15 protein-coding genes are annotated in these 14,289 nt (G+C 66.5%); 6 read left to right on the top strand and 9 right to left on the bottom strand.

Annotated elements, in window-relative coordinates; translation table 11 throughout:
• Nucleotides 1-3: 3 nt before the first annotated feature.
• The 3 genes from RQP53_RS10035 to RQP53_RS10025 form a co-directional block, all read right to left on the bottom strand.
• The gene (locus RQP53_RS10035) at nt 4-1,020 is read right to left on the bottom strand and encodes a DUF1338 domain-containing protein (RefSeq protein WP_434064078.1); all 1,017 of its coding nucleotides are present in this window, start codon (nt 1,018-1,020) and stop codon (nt 4-6) included.
• A 129-nt stretch (nt 1,021-1,149) separates the two neighbouring features.
• Complete coding sequence (gene amaB, locus RQP53_RS10030; RefSeq protein ID WP_315650165.1) at nt 1,150-2,655, bottom strand: L-piperidine-6-carboxylate dehydrogenase; 1,506 nt, start codon at nt 2,653-2,655, stop codon at nt 1,150-1,152.
• A 15-nt stretch (nt 2,656-2,670) separates the two neighbouring features.
• Entirely contained in the window at nt 2,671-3,762 is a 1,092-nt protein-coding gene (locus RQP53_RS10025) for a saccharopine dehydrogenase family protein (protein WP_315650164.1), read from the bottom strand.
• Nucleotides 3,763-3,903: 141 nt separating this feature from the next.
• On the opposite strand from RQP53_RS10025, the gene RQP53_RS10020 reads away from it, so the two are divergent.
• From RQP53_RS10020 to RQP53_RS10010, 3 genes are all read left to right on the top strand, one after another.
• Nucleotides 3,904-4,404, top strand: a complete 501-nt coding sequence (locus RQP53_RS10020) for an Lrp/AsnC family transcriptional regulator (RefSeq protein WP_315650163.1) — start codon at nt 3,904-3,906, stop codon at nt 4,402-4,404.
• A 194-nt stretch (nt 4,405-4,598) separates the two neighbouring features.
• Nucleotides 4,599-4,736: a hypothetical protein gene (locus RQP53_RS10015; RefSeq protein WP_315650162.1), complete on the top strand. Its 138-nt coding sequence runs from the start codon at nt 4,599-4,601 to the stop codon at nt 4,734-4,736.
• Between the two features lie 31 nt (nt 4,737-4,767).
• A complete protein-coding gene (locus RQP53_RS10010) occupies nt 4,768-4,962 on the top strand; it encodes a hypothetical protein (RefSeq protein WP_315650161.1) in 195 nt (64 codons plus the stop codon).
• Nucleotides 4,963-4,968: 6 nt separating this feature from the next.
• Here the strand turns inward: RQP53_RS10010 and RQP53_RS10005 are convergent, their stop codons facing one another.
• Complete coding sequence (locus RQP53_RS10005) at nt 4,969-6,201, bottom strand: M24 family metallopeptidase (RefSeq protein ID WP_315650160.1); 1,233 nt, start codon at nt 6,199-6,201, stop codon at nt 4,969-4,971.
• A 192-nt stretch (nt 6,202-6,393) separates the two neighbouring features.
• Here RQP53_RS10005 and RQP53_RS10000 point away from each other — a divergent pair, with 192 nt between their 5' ends.
• From RQP53_RS10000 to RQP53_RS09990, 3 genes are all read left to right on the top strand, one after another.
• A complete protein-coding gene (locus RQP53_RS10000; protein WP_315650159.1) occupies nt 6,394-6,972 on the top strand; it encodes an NnrU family protein in 579 nt (192 codons plus the stop codon).
• A 98-nt stretch (nt 6,973-7,070) separates the two neighbouring features.
• Complete coding sequence (locus RQP53_RS09995; RefSeq protein ID WP_315650158.1) at nt 7,071-8,843, top strand: ABC transporter ATP-binding protein; 1,773 nt, start codon at nt 7,071-7,073, stop codon at nt 8,841-8,843.
• Nucleotides 8,840-9,790, top strand: coding sequence for a CE1 family esterase (locus RQP53_RS09990; RefSeq protein WP_315650157.1), 951 nt, complete (start codon nt 8,840-8,842; stop codon nt 9,788-9,790). The genes RQP53_RS09995 and RQP53_RS09990 overlap by 4 nt, the downstream gene beginning before the upstream one ends.
• 10 nt (nt 9,791-9,800) lie before the next feature.
• On the opposite strand, the gene RQP53_RS09985 is transcribed toward RQP53_RS09990, so the two are convergent.
• The 5 genes from RQP53_RS09985 to RQP53_RS09965 all read right to left on the bottom strand — a co-directional run bounded on the left by RQP53_RS09985 (nt 9,801) and on the right by RQP53_RS09965 (nt 14,289).
• Nucleotides 9,801-10,790 carry a 2-dehydropantoate 2-reductase gene (locus RQP53_RS09985; RefSeq protein WP_315650156.1) on the bottom strand — a complete coding sequence of 330 codons (990 nt, stop codon included), beginning with the start codon at nt 10,788-10,790 and terminating at the stop codon, nt 9,801-9,803.
• A 429-nt stretch (nt 10,791-11,219) separates the two neighbouring features.
• On the bottom strand, nt 11,220-11,975 hold the full coding sequence (locus RQP53_RS09980) for a class II aldolase/adducin family protein (RefSeq protein WP_315650155.1): 756 nt from the start codon (nt 11,973-11,975) through the stop codon (nt 11,220-11,222).
• Entirely contained in the window at nt 11,975-12,790 is an 816-nt protein-coding gene (hpaI, locus tag RQP53_RS09975) for a 4-hydroxy-2-oxoheptanedioate aldolase (RefSeq protein WP_315650154.1), read from the bottom strand. Before hpaI ends, RQP53_RS09980 begins: the two co-directional genes overlap by 1 nt.
• Nucleotides 12,791-12,913: 123 nt before the next feature.
• Complete coding sequence (gene hpaH, locus RQP53_RS09970) at nt 12,914-13,720, bottom strand: 2-oxo-hept-4-ene-1,7-dioate hydratase (protein WP_315650153.1); 807 nt, start codon at nt 13,718-13,720, stop codon at nt 12,914-12,916.
• Between the two features lie 158 nt (nt 13,721-13,878).
• On the bottom strand, nt 13,879-14,289 hold the full coding sequence (locus RQP53_RS09965) for a 5-carboxymethyl-2-hydroxymuconate Delta-isomerase (protein WP_315650152.1): 411 nt from the start codon (nt 14,287-14,289) through the stop codon (nt 13,879-13,881).

Raw genomic sequence — 14,289 nt, 5'->3', positions numbered from 1 at the left:
GCTTCAGCAGGCTTCGGCCTGGGCCTTGGCCTGCGTGGTCATCTTGAAGATACCGGTGGCATTGGCGGCGTCAAAGCGCAGGTCCAGGCGCTCGCCGTCGCGTTCACGCTGGATGAATTCGTAGAAGGAACCCGGCACTTCCATGGTCAAGACCTGACCCTCGTGCAGGAACTGACGCTGCACCTGGACCGCGCGGAAGGCGGTCTGGCGCACCTGGCCGGTGGCCGAGACCTCGATGCGTTCCTTGATCGGGCGGCCCAGCGCACGTTGCATGGCAGCCAGCGATTCGAGGTCCTCGACGCGATCGGTCGCGTGGTTGAAGGCATTGCCCTCGGTCGCGATCCAGGCCATCTCGGCCGACTCGGTCAGCAGGGTCTGGTAGTCCTCCAGCGAGAACAGGCCATGCTGTCGATCGAAGCAGGCGATCAGATGCGGCAGCAGCGCCAGCGCGCCGGCCCAGGGCAGGCTCTTGTCGCGCGCCAGCTGCTCCAACAGTGCCATATCGCCCGGTTGCAGCGGATCGCGCGAGCTCGACAACACGCGGGTCACCGCGGCCTGGAAGCTGCTGGAGAACTGCTCAGGATGCAGCTCGGAGACGAAGAACTGTGCAATCTCTTCCGGGAAATCTTCATGGCACCAGGCCCGGCCGGTCATCTTCAGCTTGGGCAGCGGATAGGGCGCCGCGAAGCGAAAGCCCAGCGGCCGCAGCACGCGGGTGATGGCCGCTTCGCCCGCCGGCAGCGCGCCACTGGGCCAGGCCACGGTGCGCAGCGCGCCATGGTCAAAGCACAGCTTCTGGCCGGCACGCTGCTGGTCCGCCACATAGGCGGCGGCGGCCGGCACGCGCAGCGTCACGTCGCGGAACAGCGCCATGTTCAGCGCCTGCGCGATCTCGGCACGCGAGACCTGGGCCGTCACCGGATTCAGCAAGGCCGGCGCCACCTGCAGTTGCGCAAAAGTTTCAATGGCCGCGCTCTCGCCAATGGCGCAGCTCAGCAGACGAAAGAGTCCGGAATCCAGCATGGGGGTCAGTCTAGAAATTCAAAGAAGGCACCCACAGAGCCACGGAGACACAGAGGAATGCAGAGCCTCAGCCCTGGATCTCCGTGTCTCTGTGTCTCTGTGGCGTGTTCCGACGCCGGGTCGCGCTCAGATGTCGAACTTCACACCTTGAGCCAAGGGCAGTTCGCGCGAGTAGTTGACCGTGTTGGTCGTGCGGCGCATATAGGCCTTCCAGGCGTCGGAGCCGGATTCGCGGCCGCCGCCGGTTTCCTTCTCGCCACCGAAAGCGCCACCGATCTCGGCACCGGAGGTGCCGATATTGACGTTGGCGATGCCGCAGTCCGACCCGCTGGCCGAAACAAAGGTTTCGGCTTCACGGATGTCGTTGGTGAAGATCGCCGACGAGAGGCCTTGCGGCACCTCGTTCTGCAGCGCGATCGCTTCGTCCAGCGTCTTGTACTTCAGCGTGTACAGGATGGGCGCGAAGGTCTCGTGCTTGACGATCTCGGTCTGCGCCGGCATCCGCACCAGCGCCGGCACGGCGTAGAAGGCGTCCGGATGCTGCTCGGCCAGCGCGCGCTCACCGCCGCTGACCTGGCCACCCTGCTCGCGCGCGGCGGCCAGTGCGGCCTGCATCGCGTCGAAGGAACCCTTGTCGATCAGCGGGCCGATCAGGTTGCCGGCTTCCATCGGATTTCCGATCTTCAGCTGGGCGCGGGCCTTGTCCAGACGGGCCACCAGTTCGTCATGGATGCTCTCGTGAGCGATGACGCGACGCGTCGTCGTGCAGCGCTGGCCGGCCGTGCCATAGGCGCCGAACAGGATGCCGCGCACGGCCAGGTCCATGTCGGCGCTGGGGGTCACGATGATGGCGTTGTTGCCACCCAGTTCCAGCAGGCAACGGCCGAAGCGGGCCGCCACGCGCGGACCGACGGCACGGCCCATGCGCGTCGAACCGGTGGCCGAGACCAGGGCCACCTTGGGGTGGTCCACCATCGCCTCGCCCACCGCCGCGTCGCCGTTGAGCAGCTGCGACAGATGGGCAGGCGCACCCTCGTACCGGGCGACCGCGCGCTCGAACAGCGCCTGGGTCGCGAGCGCCGTCAGCGGCGTCTTTTCGGAAGGTTTCCAGATGCAGGTATCGCCGCAGACCAGGGCCAGCGCCGAGTTCCAGGCCCACACGGCCACGGGGAAGTTGAAGGCCGAGATGATGCCGACCACGCCCAGCGGCAGGTACTGCTCCATCATGCGGTGGCCGGGGCGCTCGCTGGCGATGGTCAGGCCATGCAGCTGGCGCGAGAGACCGACGGCGAAGTCGCAGATGTCGATCATCTCCTGGACCTCGCCCTCGCCTTCGCTGCTCACCTTGCCGGCTTCCAGCGAGACCAGGCGGGCCAGATCGGCCTTGTGCTTGCGCAGCTCTTCGCCGAACAGGCGCACCAGCTCGCCACGCTTGGGAGCGGGCACATTGCGCCATTGCAGGAAGGCGGCGTGGCCGCGCTCGACGGCGGCGCGCATGTCCTCGGCCGAAGCCTCATGCACGACGCCGATGGTCGCGCCATCGATGGGCGAGCGCACCTTCAGCGTGCCGCCGGTGTAAGCGGAGGAAGGAACGCCCAGGGCGTTCAGGAGATCAGTGGTTTGCGTAGTCATCCCGGGATTCTCCGCTCAACCGATGGACTCGACCTGGCGCGATTGCTGATAGGCCTTGCCGAACTCATTGGCCAGGAATTCGGGCAGCGAGACCTCTTCCTGCGAGATGAAGCCGGACTGCGGCAGCTTGCCCTGGCGGAACAGGTCGACCGCGGCGCACATGCCGGCGGCGGTGGTGATCTGGATGGCCGACAGCGGGCGGGCGCCATCGCGCTCGGCGAAGATCTTGCGGGCGAACACTTCCTGCACCAGGCGGCCGTTCTTCATGCCGGAGACGGTCACGAACACCAGCACCACGTCCTGCATGGTGGCCGGCATGCTCTTGCGCATGATGTCCTTCAGCAGCTCCTGGTCGTTCTTCAGTGCCAGATCGCCGAGCAGGAATTGCATCAGGTCGCGGTGGCCGGGGTAGCGCACCGTCTTGTAGTCGAGGTTGCGCACCTTGCCGGACAGCGTTTCGCACAGCGTGCCCAGGCCACCCGAGGTGTTGAAGGCTTCGTACTCGGTGCCGTCGAGCGAGAAGTGCTCCAGGCCTTCCAACGGCAGCGCGTCGATCTTCTCGCCGTCGTGGATGCACTCGCAGGGATGGCAGTACTCGTTGATCAGGCCATCGACCGACCAGGTCAGGTTGTACTTCAGTGCATTGGTCGGGAAGGCCGGCAGCGCGCCGACGCGCATCTTCACGTCGTGCAGGCTGTCAAAGCTCTTGGCCAGGTGAGCGGCGACGATGCCGATGAAACCAGGAGCCAGGCCGCACTGCGGCATGAAGGCGGTCTTGGCGCCTTCGGCGATGCGCATGATTTCCTTGGTGGCGGCCACGTCCTCGGTCAGGTCGAAGTAGTGGCAGCCGGCTTCCAGCGCCATATGGGCAGCGGGGATGGCCAGCTGGTAGGGCAGCGCATTGACGATCGCATTGAAGCCACGCACCTGGGCGGCAGCGCCAGCACCGATTTCGCTGACGACCTGGGTCTTGATGCCCTCGCCCGACAGCACGGCCAGCGCCGCGGCGTTCTTGTCGAACACGGTCACGTCGTAGTGGCCCGAGCCATGCAGCAGACGTGCAATGGTTTCACCGATATGGCCAGCGCCCAACAATGCGATCTTCATTTGATGCTCCTCAATACGGGTTGATGGGACGCAGTCTAGGCAGAGCTGCTGACGAAAAAAAGCGCAAGTTCGTCGAAACTTCTGGTGAAATTGACGATTCGTCATTCACTTTCGCCAGATCGGCAAAAACAAGGGTTATCCATGAGCAGCACGCGCAAGACCGTTGCCGCCCGGGCGGTGCAGCCCAGCGTCACCGCACCGGCCACGGCCAAGGACCAGACCGACCGCGAGCTGATCGCGCTGCTGCAGGCCAATGCGCGCGAAAGCACCGCCAATCTGGCACGCAAGCTGGGCGTGGCGCGCACCACCGTTGTCGCCCGGCTGGCGCGGCTGGAAAGCGAAGGGGTGATCGTTGGCTACACAACCAAGCTCGGCTCCGAGGCCAGCGACCGCGGCGTGCAGGCCTTTGTCGGCATCAGCGTGCAGCCCAAGGCGCAGCGCGAGGTGATCCGCCAGCTGAGCCGGTTGCCGGAGCTGCGCCAGCTCGCCTCGGTCAGCGGCGAGTTCGACTACATGGCCCTGCTGCGCGCCGACACAACAATGCGGCTCGATGCGCTGCTCGATGAGATCGGCGAGATCGAGGGCGTGATCAAGACCACCACCTCGGTGGTGCTGGCGCTGCGGGTGGATCGCAGCGCCTGAGCATCACAGCCCATGTGGCGGCGCCCCAGCCTGGTGCCCGCAGCACCAAGGCATGACTTGAACCCAGAGATGCCCGCCCTGTCGGCGCCTGCCGCCTCATTCAGCGCCCAGGACGAATGTTTTGTTTTTCGGCCGCTGTCGTCCTGGCACGGCACTTGCTCGTTGTATGCCTACCTGTTGAGGAGTGCACCACCATGAAGCGACTTCCCCTTGCCCAGCGCGGCCAGCAGCTGATGCTGGCGATGAAGGCCCTGGTTCTGATCGCCGCCGTTTGGGGCCTGGCCTATCCAGCCCTGTTGTGGAGCCTGGAGCGGGCCCTGGCGCCGCTCTGACTTTCTTGTTGACTGCATCAAGGAGTTCACGATGCACAAGTCGATTGCCACTGCCAGCCCCGCCCGGCCCGAGCCGCTGAGCGACACCCTGCGCCATCTGGCCTGGCAGGGTCTGGGCTGGTTGATTGCCGCACTGACGCTGGCCGGCGGCTTCTCGCTGCTCAGCCTGGTCGAAGGCGACGTCAGCCAGGCCAGTGCTGACGCTTCAGTTCAGCGCCTGGCCTGAAGCAGCTCAAGCCCCCAGGCCGAAGGGATCGTCGATCGAGGGCGAGGGCTGCGTGAACCAGCGCGGGCCGCTGGCGCTCATGAAGACATGGTCTTCATGGCGGACGCCGAATTCGCCCGGGCAGACGATCATCGGCTCGTTGCTGAAGCACATGCCCTCGGCCAGCGGCGTGCTGTCGTTGTCGACCAGATAGGGCCATTCGTGGATGTCCAGGCCGCAGCCGTGGCCGGTGCGGTGCGGCAGGCCCGGCAAGGCATAGCTCGGACTGTCCGCGCCCGGCAGCAAGCCGCCGGCGCGCAGCACGCGGCGCGCCGCGCGATCGACCTCGCAGCAGGGCACGCCCAGCTGCGCCGCTTGAAAAGCCGCCGCCTGCGCCGCCTTCTCCAGATTCCAGATCTCGCGCTGCCGCGCCGTGGGCGTGCCGAACACATAGCTGCGCGTGATGTCGGACATATAGCCCTGCACCAGGCAGCCGGTGTCGATCAGCACCATATCGCCGTCGCGCAGCTGCTGCGCCTCCTTGACGCCATGCGGAAAGGCCGTGGCGCCACCGAACAGCACGATGCAGAAGTAGGAGCCGCTGGCGCCGACCTTGCGATGGGCCTCAGCGATGAAGGCCTCGACCTCGGTCGTCTTGATGCCCTCGTGCAGCATGCTGGCGGTGGCGCGGTGCACGGCCAGCGTCATGTCATGGGCGCGCTGCATCAGCGCCAGCTCGGCGGCGCTCTTGCGCATCCGGCAGCCGGCCGTCACCGGCTTGGCATTGCGCCAGGCTTGGCGCTCCGACTGCTCGCGCAGGCCGTCGACGACGAAGAACGGGCAGTCTTCGCTGAGCCCGACCGGCGCGGTTTCGACCACCCCCATCTCGCGCAGCACGCGCAGCAGCAAGGCATAAGGGCTCTCGTGCTCCTGCCACAAATGCAAGGCGCCGGGCACGACCATGTACTCGCGCAGCGTGCCCTCCTCGAAGGCCGGCGCCAGGTACTGCGGCGCCCCTTCGGCCGGGATCAGCGCACCGACCAGCCGTTCGCTCGGATGCCAGACGGTGCCGGTGAAATAACGCAGATTGGTGCCGGCATGGACATAGATCGCGGCCCAGCCCTGCTCACGCATCAGCGCCTGGGCGCGTGCGATGCGGGCCTGGTACTCGGCCAGGCCAATCGGCTGCACACCGGCCATCATGTTGTCGAGAGAAGCCAAAGCGGCCGCCGCGGTCTTGCCGCCCACACCCAGGGTCATGTCTTGCCTCCGAGATCAATCGGTTAAATATATTTACAGAATACAGCATTCAAGGACTGCCCGCAAAAACGCAAACGCTGTGTTTCCGCACACACCGCTGCAGCCAAGCCAGCAATCGCGTACAAAGCGGCCTGAATCTCCAACCCCGGTACAGCCCCCTGCCAGGTGGCGCAACGACGCAGAAAGCCCCGCATGACTGCCTTGATTCTTGGCCTGATCCTCTTCCTTGGCGTGCACTCGACGCGCATCATTGCCGAAGACTGGCGCAGCGCGCGCCGCGCCGCCATCGGCGAAAACGCCTGGAAGCTGGGCTACACGGCGATATCGCTGCTGGGCTTTGCCCTGATCATCTGGGGTTTCGGTCAGGCCCGCCAGGACGCGCTGGTGCTCTGGGCCACGCCGCGCGGTATGAACCACCTGGCCGCCCTGCTGATGCTGCTGAGCTTGGTGCTGCTGGTGGCCGCCTATGTGCCCCACAACCATCTGAAGGCGCGGCTGGGGCATCCGATGCTGCTGGGCGTCAAGGTCTGGGCGCTGGCGCATCTGCTCGCCAACAACACCCTGCCCGAGCTGCTGCTGTTCGGCGGCTTTCTGATCTGGTCGGTGCTGTGCTTCCGCTCGGCACGCCAGCGTGACCGTCTGAATCCGCCCGCCGCCATCACGCCCCGCATCGGCGCCACGCTGCTCACCGTGCTGATCGGCGCGGCGCTCTGGGCGCTGTTCGCCTTCTGGGCCCATGCACTGCTGATCGGTGTGCGGCCCCTGGGTTGATCAAAGTTGATCAAGGCTGATCAAAGCAGGACTGCACCGATACTGGCGGCCGTTCCCAGCTCTGATTCAAGCGCGGCCAGACGGGCCGCGCGGCCGCCATGCATCCATTGAAAATGCTGCTGGCCTATGCCAGCGCCTACCGTGCCCAGATCCGCCTGGCCACGCTGTACACCGTCCTCAACAAGTTCTTCGACATCCTGCCCGAGGTGCTGATCGGCGCGGCGGTCGACGTCGTCGTCCGTGGCGACCAAAGCTTTCTGGCGCGCAAGGTGCTGCTCGGCTTTGGCATCAGCGACACCTGGCAGCAGCTGCTGGTGTTGGGCAGCTTGAACGTGCTGGTCTGGTGCGGCGAGTCCTTCTTCGAATACCTGCTGGAGCTGAAATGGCGCGGCCTGGCGCAGGACATCCAGCACGATCTGCGGCTGGACAGCTACCAGCATGTGCAAAAGCTCTCGCTGTCCTTCTTTGAGAACCAGCGCACCGGCGCGCTGATGTCGGTGCTCAATGACGACATCAACCAGATGGAGCGCTTCCTCAACGGCGGCGCCACCCAGATCATCCAGGTGCTGTGCTCCTCGGTGATGATCAGCGCGGTGTTCTTTGCGCTGCAGCCGGGCATTGCGCTGATCGCGCTGCTGCCGATTCCGCTGATCCTGTTCGGCGCCTTCTGGTTCCAGAAGCGGCTGGCGCCACGCTATGCCGAGGTGCGCGAGGCGGCTGGTGATGTCAGCGCCCGGCTGAACAACAACCTGCTCGGCCTGGCCACGATCAAGGCTTTTGCCACCGAGGCGCTGGAGGCCGAACACATCCGCGAGGCCAGCGACCGCTATCGCAGCGCCAACGCCCGGGCGATCCGCTTCAGCTCGGCGATCACGCCGGTGATTCGCATGGCCATCCTGGCCGGCTTCACCGCAACGCTGGTCTATGGCGGCTGGCTGACCCTGCATGGCGGCCTGGAGGTGGGCGCCTATTCGGTGCTGGTCTTCCTGACCCAGCGCCTGCTCTGGCCGATGACGCGGCTGGCCGAGGTCGCCGATATGTACCAGCGCTCGATGGCCTCGACCCAGCGGGCACTGGGCCTGCTGGAAACGCCGATCGGCATTGCCTACGAGGGCCAGCATCTGCGCCCCGAGCAGGCCCGCGCCGCCTTGCAGTTTGAGGGCGTGAACTTTGCCTATGCCGAAACGCCGACGCTGCAAGACCTGACCCTCAGCATCGCCCCCGGCCAGACGGTGGCCTTCGTCGGCAGCACCGGCTCGGGCAAGTCCACGCTGGTCAAGCTGCTCTTGCGGTTTTACGAGCCGCAGCAGGGCCGCATCCTGTTCGACGGCATTGCCATTGCCGAGCTGAATCTGCAGGATCTGCGCCGCTGCATCGGCTATGTCGCGCAGGACAGCTTCCTGACCGACGGCACCATTGCCGAGAACATCGCCTATGGCGTCGACGGTGCCAGCGAGGCGCAGATCCTCGAGGCGGCGCGCCTCTCGGAAAGCCTGGAGTTCATCGAGCGCTTGCCGCTGGGTTTTGCCACCCGCGTCGGCGAGCGCGGCCAGAAGCTCAGTGGCGGCCAGCGCCAGCGCCTGGCCCTGGCCCGCGCCATCCTGAAGAACCCGCCGCTGCTGATCCTCGACGAGGCGACCAGCGCGGTCGACAACGAAACCGAAGCCGCGATCCAGCGCTCACTGGCGGTCGTCAGCCAGGGCCGCACGACGCTGATCATTGCCCACCGGCTTTCGACCGTGCGCCAGGCCGACTGCATCCACCTCCTGGAACGCGGCCGCATCATCGAGAGCGGCCGCCATGAGGATCTGCTGGCCCGTGGCGGCGCTTACGCGGCGCTGTGGCGGTTGCAGACCGGGGAACAAGCATGAGCGCTGCAACTCCATTCTGGCGTCGCCTGCTGTTGGGCGGCAGCGCTTGGAGCGGCCCGCGCGCTGCGCTGCAGGCGCTGAGCCAGCCGAGCCCGAACGGCCCGCGCCAGGTCTGGCTGGCCGCGCCTTCGCAGCCCAGCACGGCCGCACGCCCGACAGTCATTCTTCTGCACGGCTTTGGCGCCTCCGGCAAGCAGCTGCTCGGCGAGGCTTTCCCGCCCTCGCCGCTGGCCCATTGGCGTGAGATCGCCGAACGCGAGGGCTGGCTCATCGCCGCGCCGGACGGCCAGCGCCAGCGCTGGAACGACGGCTTTGCCGACGCCAGCGCCAGCGGCGATTGGGACGATGTCGGTTTCATCGATGGACTGATCAGCACCTTGATCGCCGCGCACGGCGCCGATGCCGAACGCATCTACCTGATGGGCGTGTCCAAGGGCGGCATGATGAGCTTTCGCCTCGCCGCGGAGCTGGGCCCGCGGCTCGCCGCCTTCGCGCCGGTGCTGGCCTCGATGCCGAAAAACAGCCGCGTACCGGCGCCGCGCCATGCGCTGCCGCTGCTGATGATCGCCAGCCGCCACGACCCGCTGGTGCGCTACGAGGGCGGCGCCTTTCGCAAGAACCGCCGCCAGGCCGGCGAGATGCTGGGCATCGAGGCCTCGCTGCAGGTCTGGCGCGAGCTGGCCGGCCTTGGCGGCGCGCCGCGTAGCGAGACGCTCACATCCAGCGATTGCAAGACTGAGGTGACGCGCCTGCAATGGGGCGAGCCTGGTGCGTCGCTGCAGGCCGTGCTCTTGCGCGTCGACGGTGCCGGCCATGCCGAACCGAGCGCGCGGCATCGCTATCCGTGGTGGATCAATGCCCTGACCGGCGCGCAGAACGCCGATGTCGACAGCGCCGAAGTCGCGTTTGAATTCTTCCGCGACAAGCGGCGCCGGCCGGCGGTCTGACTGCCGCGAATCAGAGCAGGCCGCGGGTCTGCGCCATCAGCCGGGTCAGGCCCAGCATCGCGTCGATATTGGGCGTGGCCGTGCCGATGTGCTGGCCGATCTCGCGCACCGAGCTGACCAGGGCATCGAGCTCGATCGTGCGGCCGGCCTCGACGTCCTGCAGCATCGAGCTCTTGAAGGCGCCGAGCTTGCGGGTGATCTCGTGGCGCTGCTCGGGCGTCTGGCCGACCGGGCAGCCGATCTGATCGCCGATGGCCGAGGCCTCGCGCATCACCGCCGAGACAAAGCCCAGCACCAGCTCGTCGTTCATGATGCGGTCGGTGGTCGCGCCGGTCAGCGCCGAGATCGGGTTGACCGTCATATTGCCCCAGAGCTTGTACCAGATGTCCTTCTGGATGCGCTCCGACACCGTCGCGTTGAAACCGGCGCGCTGCAGCAGCGCGGCCAGTGCCTCGATATGCGCCGGCCGGCCACCGGCCGGATCGCCGAGGATCAGGCCCATGCCCATCACATGGCGCACCAGGCCCGGCTCGGGCACGGCGCAGCTGGCATGGACGACCGAGCCGATCACCCGCTCGGCCGGGATCAGGCCGGCCACCACGCCGCCGGCATCGACCGACTGCAGGCGCAGGCCGCGGCAGGGGCCCTCCAGGCCATCAAAGAACCACCAGGGCACGCCGTTCATCGCCACCAGCACATGGGCGCCGGGCGATTGATCGAGCAGCTGGCGCACGGCCGGCGCCACGCCGGCCAGCGCCGGGCCCTTGACGGCCAGCACGATCAGATCCTGCGCGCCCAGCTCGGCCGGCACATCGCTGGCCGTGATCGGCACGACGATGCGCTCGCCGCCGCTGTCCATGCGCAGGCCGTGCTCACGCAGCGCCGCCAGCGTGGCGCCGCGGGCCAGCGCGCTGAGCTGCACTTCGCCAGCCAGCTTGTGCCCGCAATGGGCCGCGAACCAGCCGCCAATGGCGCCCGCCCCAACAATGCAAATTCTCATTTTCTTGACTGCTGTCATCTCTTCACTCCGAAGCGCTTATTGTCCCCTGCCGCTTGGGGAACCGACCACAGAGACACGGAGACACAGAGGGAACACAGAGCTTGAACGGATGTCATCGTCCTGCATTCCTCCGTGGCTCTGTGTCTCTGTGGTTCGCATTCGTTCCTTCTCTCGATCGCGCTGCGCGGGGAACCGACCACAGAGACACGGAGACACAGAGGGATCACAGAGTTTGAACGGACGCAATCCTCCTGTTTTCCTCCGTGTCTCCGTGTCTCTGTGGTTTGCATTCATTCCTTCACTCGATCGCGCGGCGCGGGGAAACGACCACAGAGACACGGAGACACAGAGGGAACACAGAGTTTGAACGGACGCAATCCTCCTGTTTTCCTCCGTGTCTCCGTGTCTCTGTGGTTTGCATTCATTCAATCAATCGCGGTAAGACGGATCCATCCGCTCGACCTTGCGCCGCAGCGCATCGAAAGCATCCTGCCCCGCGCCGAACTTGGGGTTGAAGTTCAGCGAGTCGCGCACGCAGCCGGCCAGCACCGGCTCGGCGATCTGTCGCGCCGCGCCCATGCTGGCCGTGGCCAACTGCACCTCGCAGGCGCGCTGCAGCAGCCACATCAGCGAGAAGGCCTGGGCAAGGCCAAAGCCGATCACCACCGGGCCATGGTTGCGCAGCAGCAGCACCGGCTTGCCCACGGCGCTGGCGAGGATGCGCGCGCCCTCCTCGGCATGGACGGTGATGCCCTCGAACTCGTGATACGCGACCTTGCCCCACAGCTGGGCCGCGTAGAAGTTGCTGAAGTCCAGGCCGCTGTCCAGGCAGCAGACGGCCATCGTTGGCGTCGTGTGCACATGCATCACGCAATGCGCCTCGGGCAGTGTGCGATGGATGGCGCCGTGGAAGGTGAAGCCGGCCGGATTGATCGGCCAGCGGCTGCTGCCGATGATGCGGCCCTCGCCGTCGACCTTGACCAGGTTCGAGGCGCAAACCTCGTCATAGCGCAGGCCAAAGGGGTTGAGCAGGAAGTGCTGCGGCTCGCCCGGCACGCGCAGCGAGATGTGGTTGTAGATCAGCTCGCTCCAGCCCAGCATGTCGAAGATGCGGTAGGCGGCGGCCAGCTGGATGCGCGCCTCGCGCTCCTGCGGGCTGATGTCCATGCGCTCCAGATCGCTCATCAATAGCCTCCTCGCGGGCTGGCGGCGCCCTCGGTGGGCGCACTGTCATCGGGCTTGAACTGGCGGCGCAGCTCGGTGGCGCCGCGCTGCAGCAAGGCGGTATCGAGGCCGACGGCGACGAACAGCGCCCCGGCCGCCAGGTACTGGCGCGCCATCAGGGGATCGGTGGCCAGAATGCCCGGCGCCTTGCCGGCGGCGCGAACGCGGGCGATGCCGTCGATCAGCGCGCGCTGCACCTCGGGATGGCCGGGCTGGCCCAGATGGCCCATAGACGCCGACAGATCGGCCGGGCCGAAGAACACGCCATCGACGCCATCCACCGCGGTGATCGCATCGAGCTGGGCAAGACCTGACACCGTCTCCACCTGCACCAGCAGGCAGACCTCCTCGTTGGCCTGTTGCAGATAGCCGGGGATCTGGTTCCAGCGCGAGGCCCGCGCCAGCGCCGCACCCACACCGCGGATGCCCTGTGGCGGATAGCGGGTCGCCGCCACCAGCGCACGGGCCTGCTCTGCGCTGTCGACCATGGGCACCAGGAGCGTCTGTGCGCCGATGTCCAGCAGCTGCTTGATCAGCGCCGTCTCCCCCTGCACCGGGCGGATGATGGGCTGCACCGGATAGGCGGCCAGCGCCTGCAGCTGCGTGAGCATGCTGGGCACCGTGTTGGGCGCATGCTCGCCGTCGATCAGCAGCCAGTCATAGCCGCAGCCGGCCAGCAACTCGGCCGAATAGCTGCTGGCCAGACCGAGCCAGAGGCCGATCTGCGGACGGCCGGCGCGCAGCGCGGCGGCGAAGGTGTTGCGGGGCATCTTCATTGTTCATCCTCGCCATTGAAATCAGAACCAACCACAGAGACACGGAGACACAGAGGAATTCAAAACAGCACTTGGTTTTCCTCTGTGGCTCCGTGTCTCTGTGGTCTGCATTCCTTCCATAGATCAGGCAAAACGGAACGCGACCACGCCCAGCGGGCCGTAGTCGACATGGAAGCTGTCACCGGCCACGGCCGGTGTGGGGCGGGTGAAGGAGCCGGCCAACACCACCTCGCCGGCCTTCAGGCCCTCGCCATGCGCGGCCAGCTTGTTGGCCAGCCAGACGATGCCCATCGCAGGGTGGTTGAGCACGCCGGCGGCCAGGCCGGTCTCTTCGATGACGCCGTTCTTGAACAGCATGGCGCCGATCCAGCGCAGGTCGTGCGAATCGACACGCACCGGCCGGCCGCCCATGACGATGCCGGCGCAGGCGGCGAAGTCGGCAATGGTGTCGAAGACCTTGCGTGGCGCGCGGGTGTCGCGGTCGAACTGTTCCAGCCGCGCATCGATGATCTCGATCGCCGGGGTCACCCACTCGGTCGCGGCCAGCACATCAAACAGCGTCACGCCAGGCCCCTGCAGATCGCGACCGAGGATGAAAGCCAGTTCGACCTCGACCCGCGGCGCGATGAATCGATCGATGGGGATGTCGCCCCCGGGCTCAAAGAGCATATCGTCCATCAGCGGCGCGTAATCGGGCTCGTCGATCTGCGAGCTCAGCTGCATCGCCCGCGAGGTCAAGCCGATCTTGTGCCCACGCACCCGCCGCCCCGCCGCCAGCTCCAGCGCCACCCAGGCCCGCTGGATCGCATAGCCATCGGCCAGCGTCATCTCCGAATGCTGGCGCGAGAACTGCCGCAGCGACTGGCGCTGCTGGCGCGCCTCAAACAGCTGGCGGGCCAGGGTGTTGATCAGTTCGGGTGCAAGGGCCATGTCGGAATTCCATTCTTTCGGCGCTTTGCGCGTGACACACAAAACAAAACCACTGAGTCACAGAGCCACAGAGCCACAGAGGAATGCAAGGAGACAGCAAGGCTTTGAGGCTGACTTCTCTGTGTCTCCATGTCTCTGTGGTCGGTTCCCTTGGGCGTTCAAGCCTTTGGCTTGAAGCGTTGATGGAGGTTGTTGTGCTTCCAGGTGCCCGCCTCGCTGAACTCGCCCAGTTCCAGCGACAGCGCCAGGCCCTGGCGTTCATAGAGGGCGGCGAAATGCGTCTTCATCTGCGCGAACAGCGCGTCGCCGCAGGCCTGCTGCTGCGCGGCGCTGCGGCCGGCGCCGATCAGCAGCCGGGCGTGCACGAAGCCGGCCTCGGGCACGCTGCCATCGGCAACACACCAGTCCTCGCAGGCGATGGCGCGCACCCGCACGCCGCCGATCGGAAAGACCGGCTCACCGGCCTCGTTGCGCTGCGCCACCAGGGTCTGCGCCAGGCTGCGGCAAAGCTGATCGAAGCGGCCCTGCTCGCGCAGATTGGCCGAGTATTCAAGCGTCAGGTGCGGCAT

The sequence above is a fragment of the Roseateles aquae genome (genome assembly GCF_032337115.1).
Lineage (GTDB): Bacteria > Pseudomonadota > Gammaproteobacteria > Burkholderiales > Burkholderiaceae_C > Roseateles_C > Roseateles_C aquae.
The sequence above is the reverse complement of the archived record's forward strand: the minus strand, read 5'-3'. Positions and strand labels throughout refer to the sequence as shown.

Excerpts from the sequence above, each read along its gene's own strand:
- amaB (WP_315650165.1), bottom strand. The coding sequence starts at position 2,655 with ATGACTACGCAAACCACTGATCTCCTGAACGCCCTGGGCGTTCCTTCC.
- RQP53_RS10025 (WP_315650164.1), bottom strand. The coding sequence starts at position 3,762 with ATGAAGATCGCATTGTTGGGCGCTGGCCATATCGGTGAAACCATTGCA.
- RQP53_RS10020 (WP_315650163.1), top strand. The coding sequence starts at position 3,904 with ATGAGCAGCACGCGCAAGACCGTTGCCGCCCGGGCGGTGCAGCCCAGC.
- RQP53_RS10015 (WP_315650162.1), top strand. The coding sequence starts at position 4,599 with ATGAAGCGACTTCCCCTTGCCCAGCGCGGCCAGCAGCTGATGCTGGCG.
- RQP53_RS10010 (WP_315650161.1), top strand. The coding sequence starts at position 4,768 with ATGCACAAGTCGATTGCCACTGCCAGCCCCGCCCGGCCCGAGCCGCTG.
- RQP53_RS10005 (WP_315650160.1), bottom strand. The coding sequence starts at position 6,201 with ATGACCCTGGGTGTGGGCGGCAAGACCGCGGCGGCCGCTTTGGCTTCT.
- RQP53_RS10000 (WP_315650159.1), top strand. The coding sequence starts at position 6,394 with ATGACTGCCTTGATTCTTGGCCTGATCCTCTTCCTTGGCGTGCACTCG.
- RQP53_RS09995 (WP_315650158.1), top strand. The coding sequence starts at position 7,071 with ATGCATCCATTGAAAATGCTGCTGGCCTATGCCAGCGCCTACCGTGCC.
- RQP53_RS09990 (WP_315650157.1), top strand. The coding sequence starts at position 8,840 with ATGAGCGCTGCAACTCCATTCTGGCGTCGCCTGCTGTTGGGCGGCAGC.
- RQP53_RS09985 (WP_315650156.1), bottom strand. The coding sequence starts at position 10,790 with ATGAGAATTTGCATTGTTGGGGCGGGCGCCATTGGCGGCTGGTTCGCG.
- RQP53_RS09980 (WP_315650155.1), bottom strand. The coding sequence starts at position 11,975 with ATGAGCGATCTGGAGCGCATGGACATCAGCCCGCAGGAGCGCGAGGCG.
- hpaI (WP_315650154.1), bottom strand. The coding sequence starts at position 12,790 with ATGAAGATGCCCCGCAACACCTTCGCCGCCGCGCTGCGCGCCGGCCGT.
- hpaH (WP_315650153.1), bottom strand. The coding sequence starts at position 13,720 with ATGGCCCTTGCACCCGAACTGATCAACACCCTGGCCCGCCAGCTGTTT.
- RQP53_RS09965 (WP_315650152.1), bottom strand. The coding sequence starts at position 14,289 with ATGCCGCACCTGACGCTTGAATACTCGGCCAATCTGCGCGAGCAGGGC.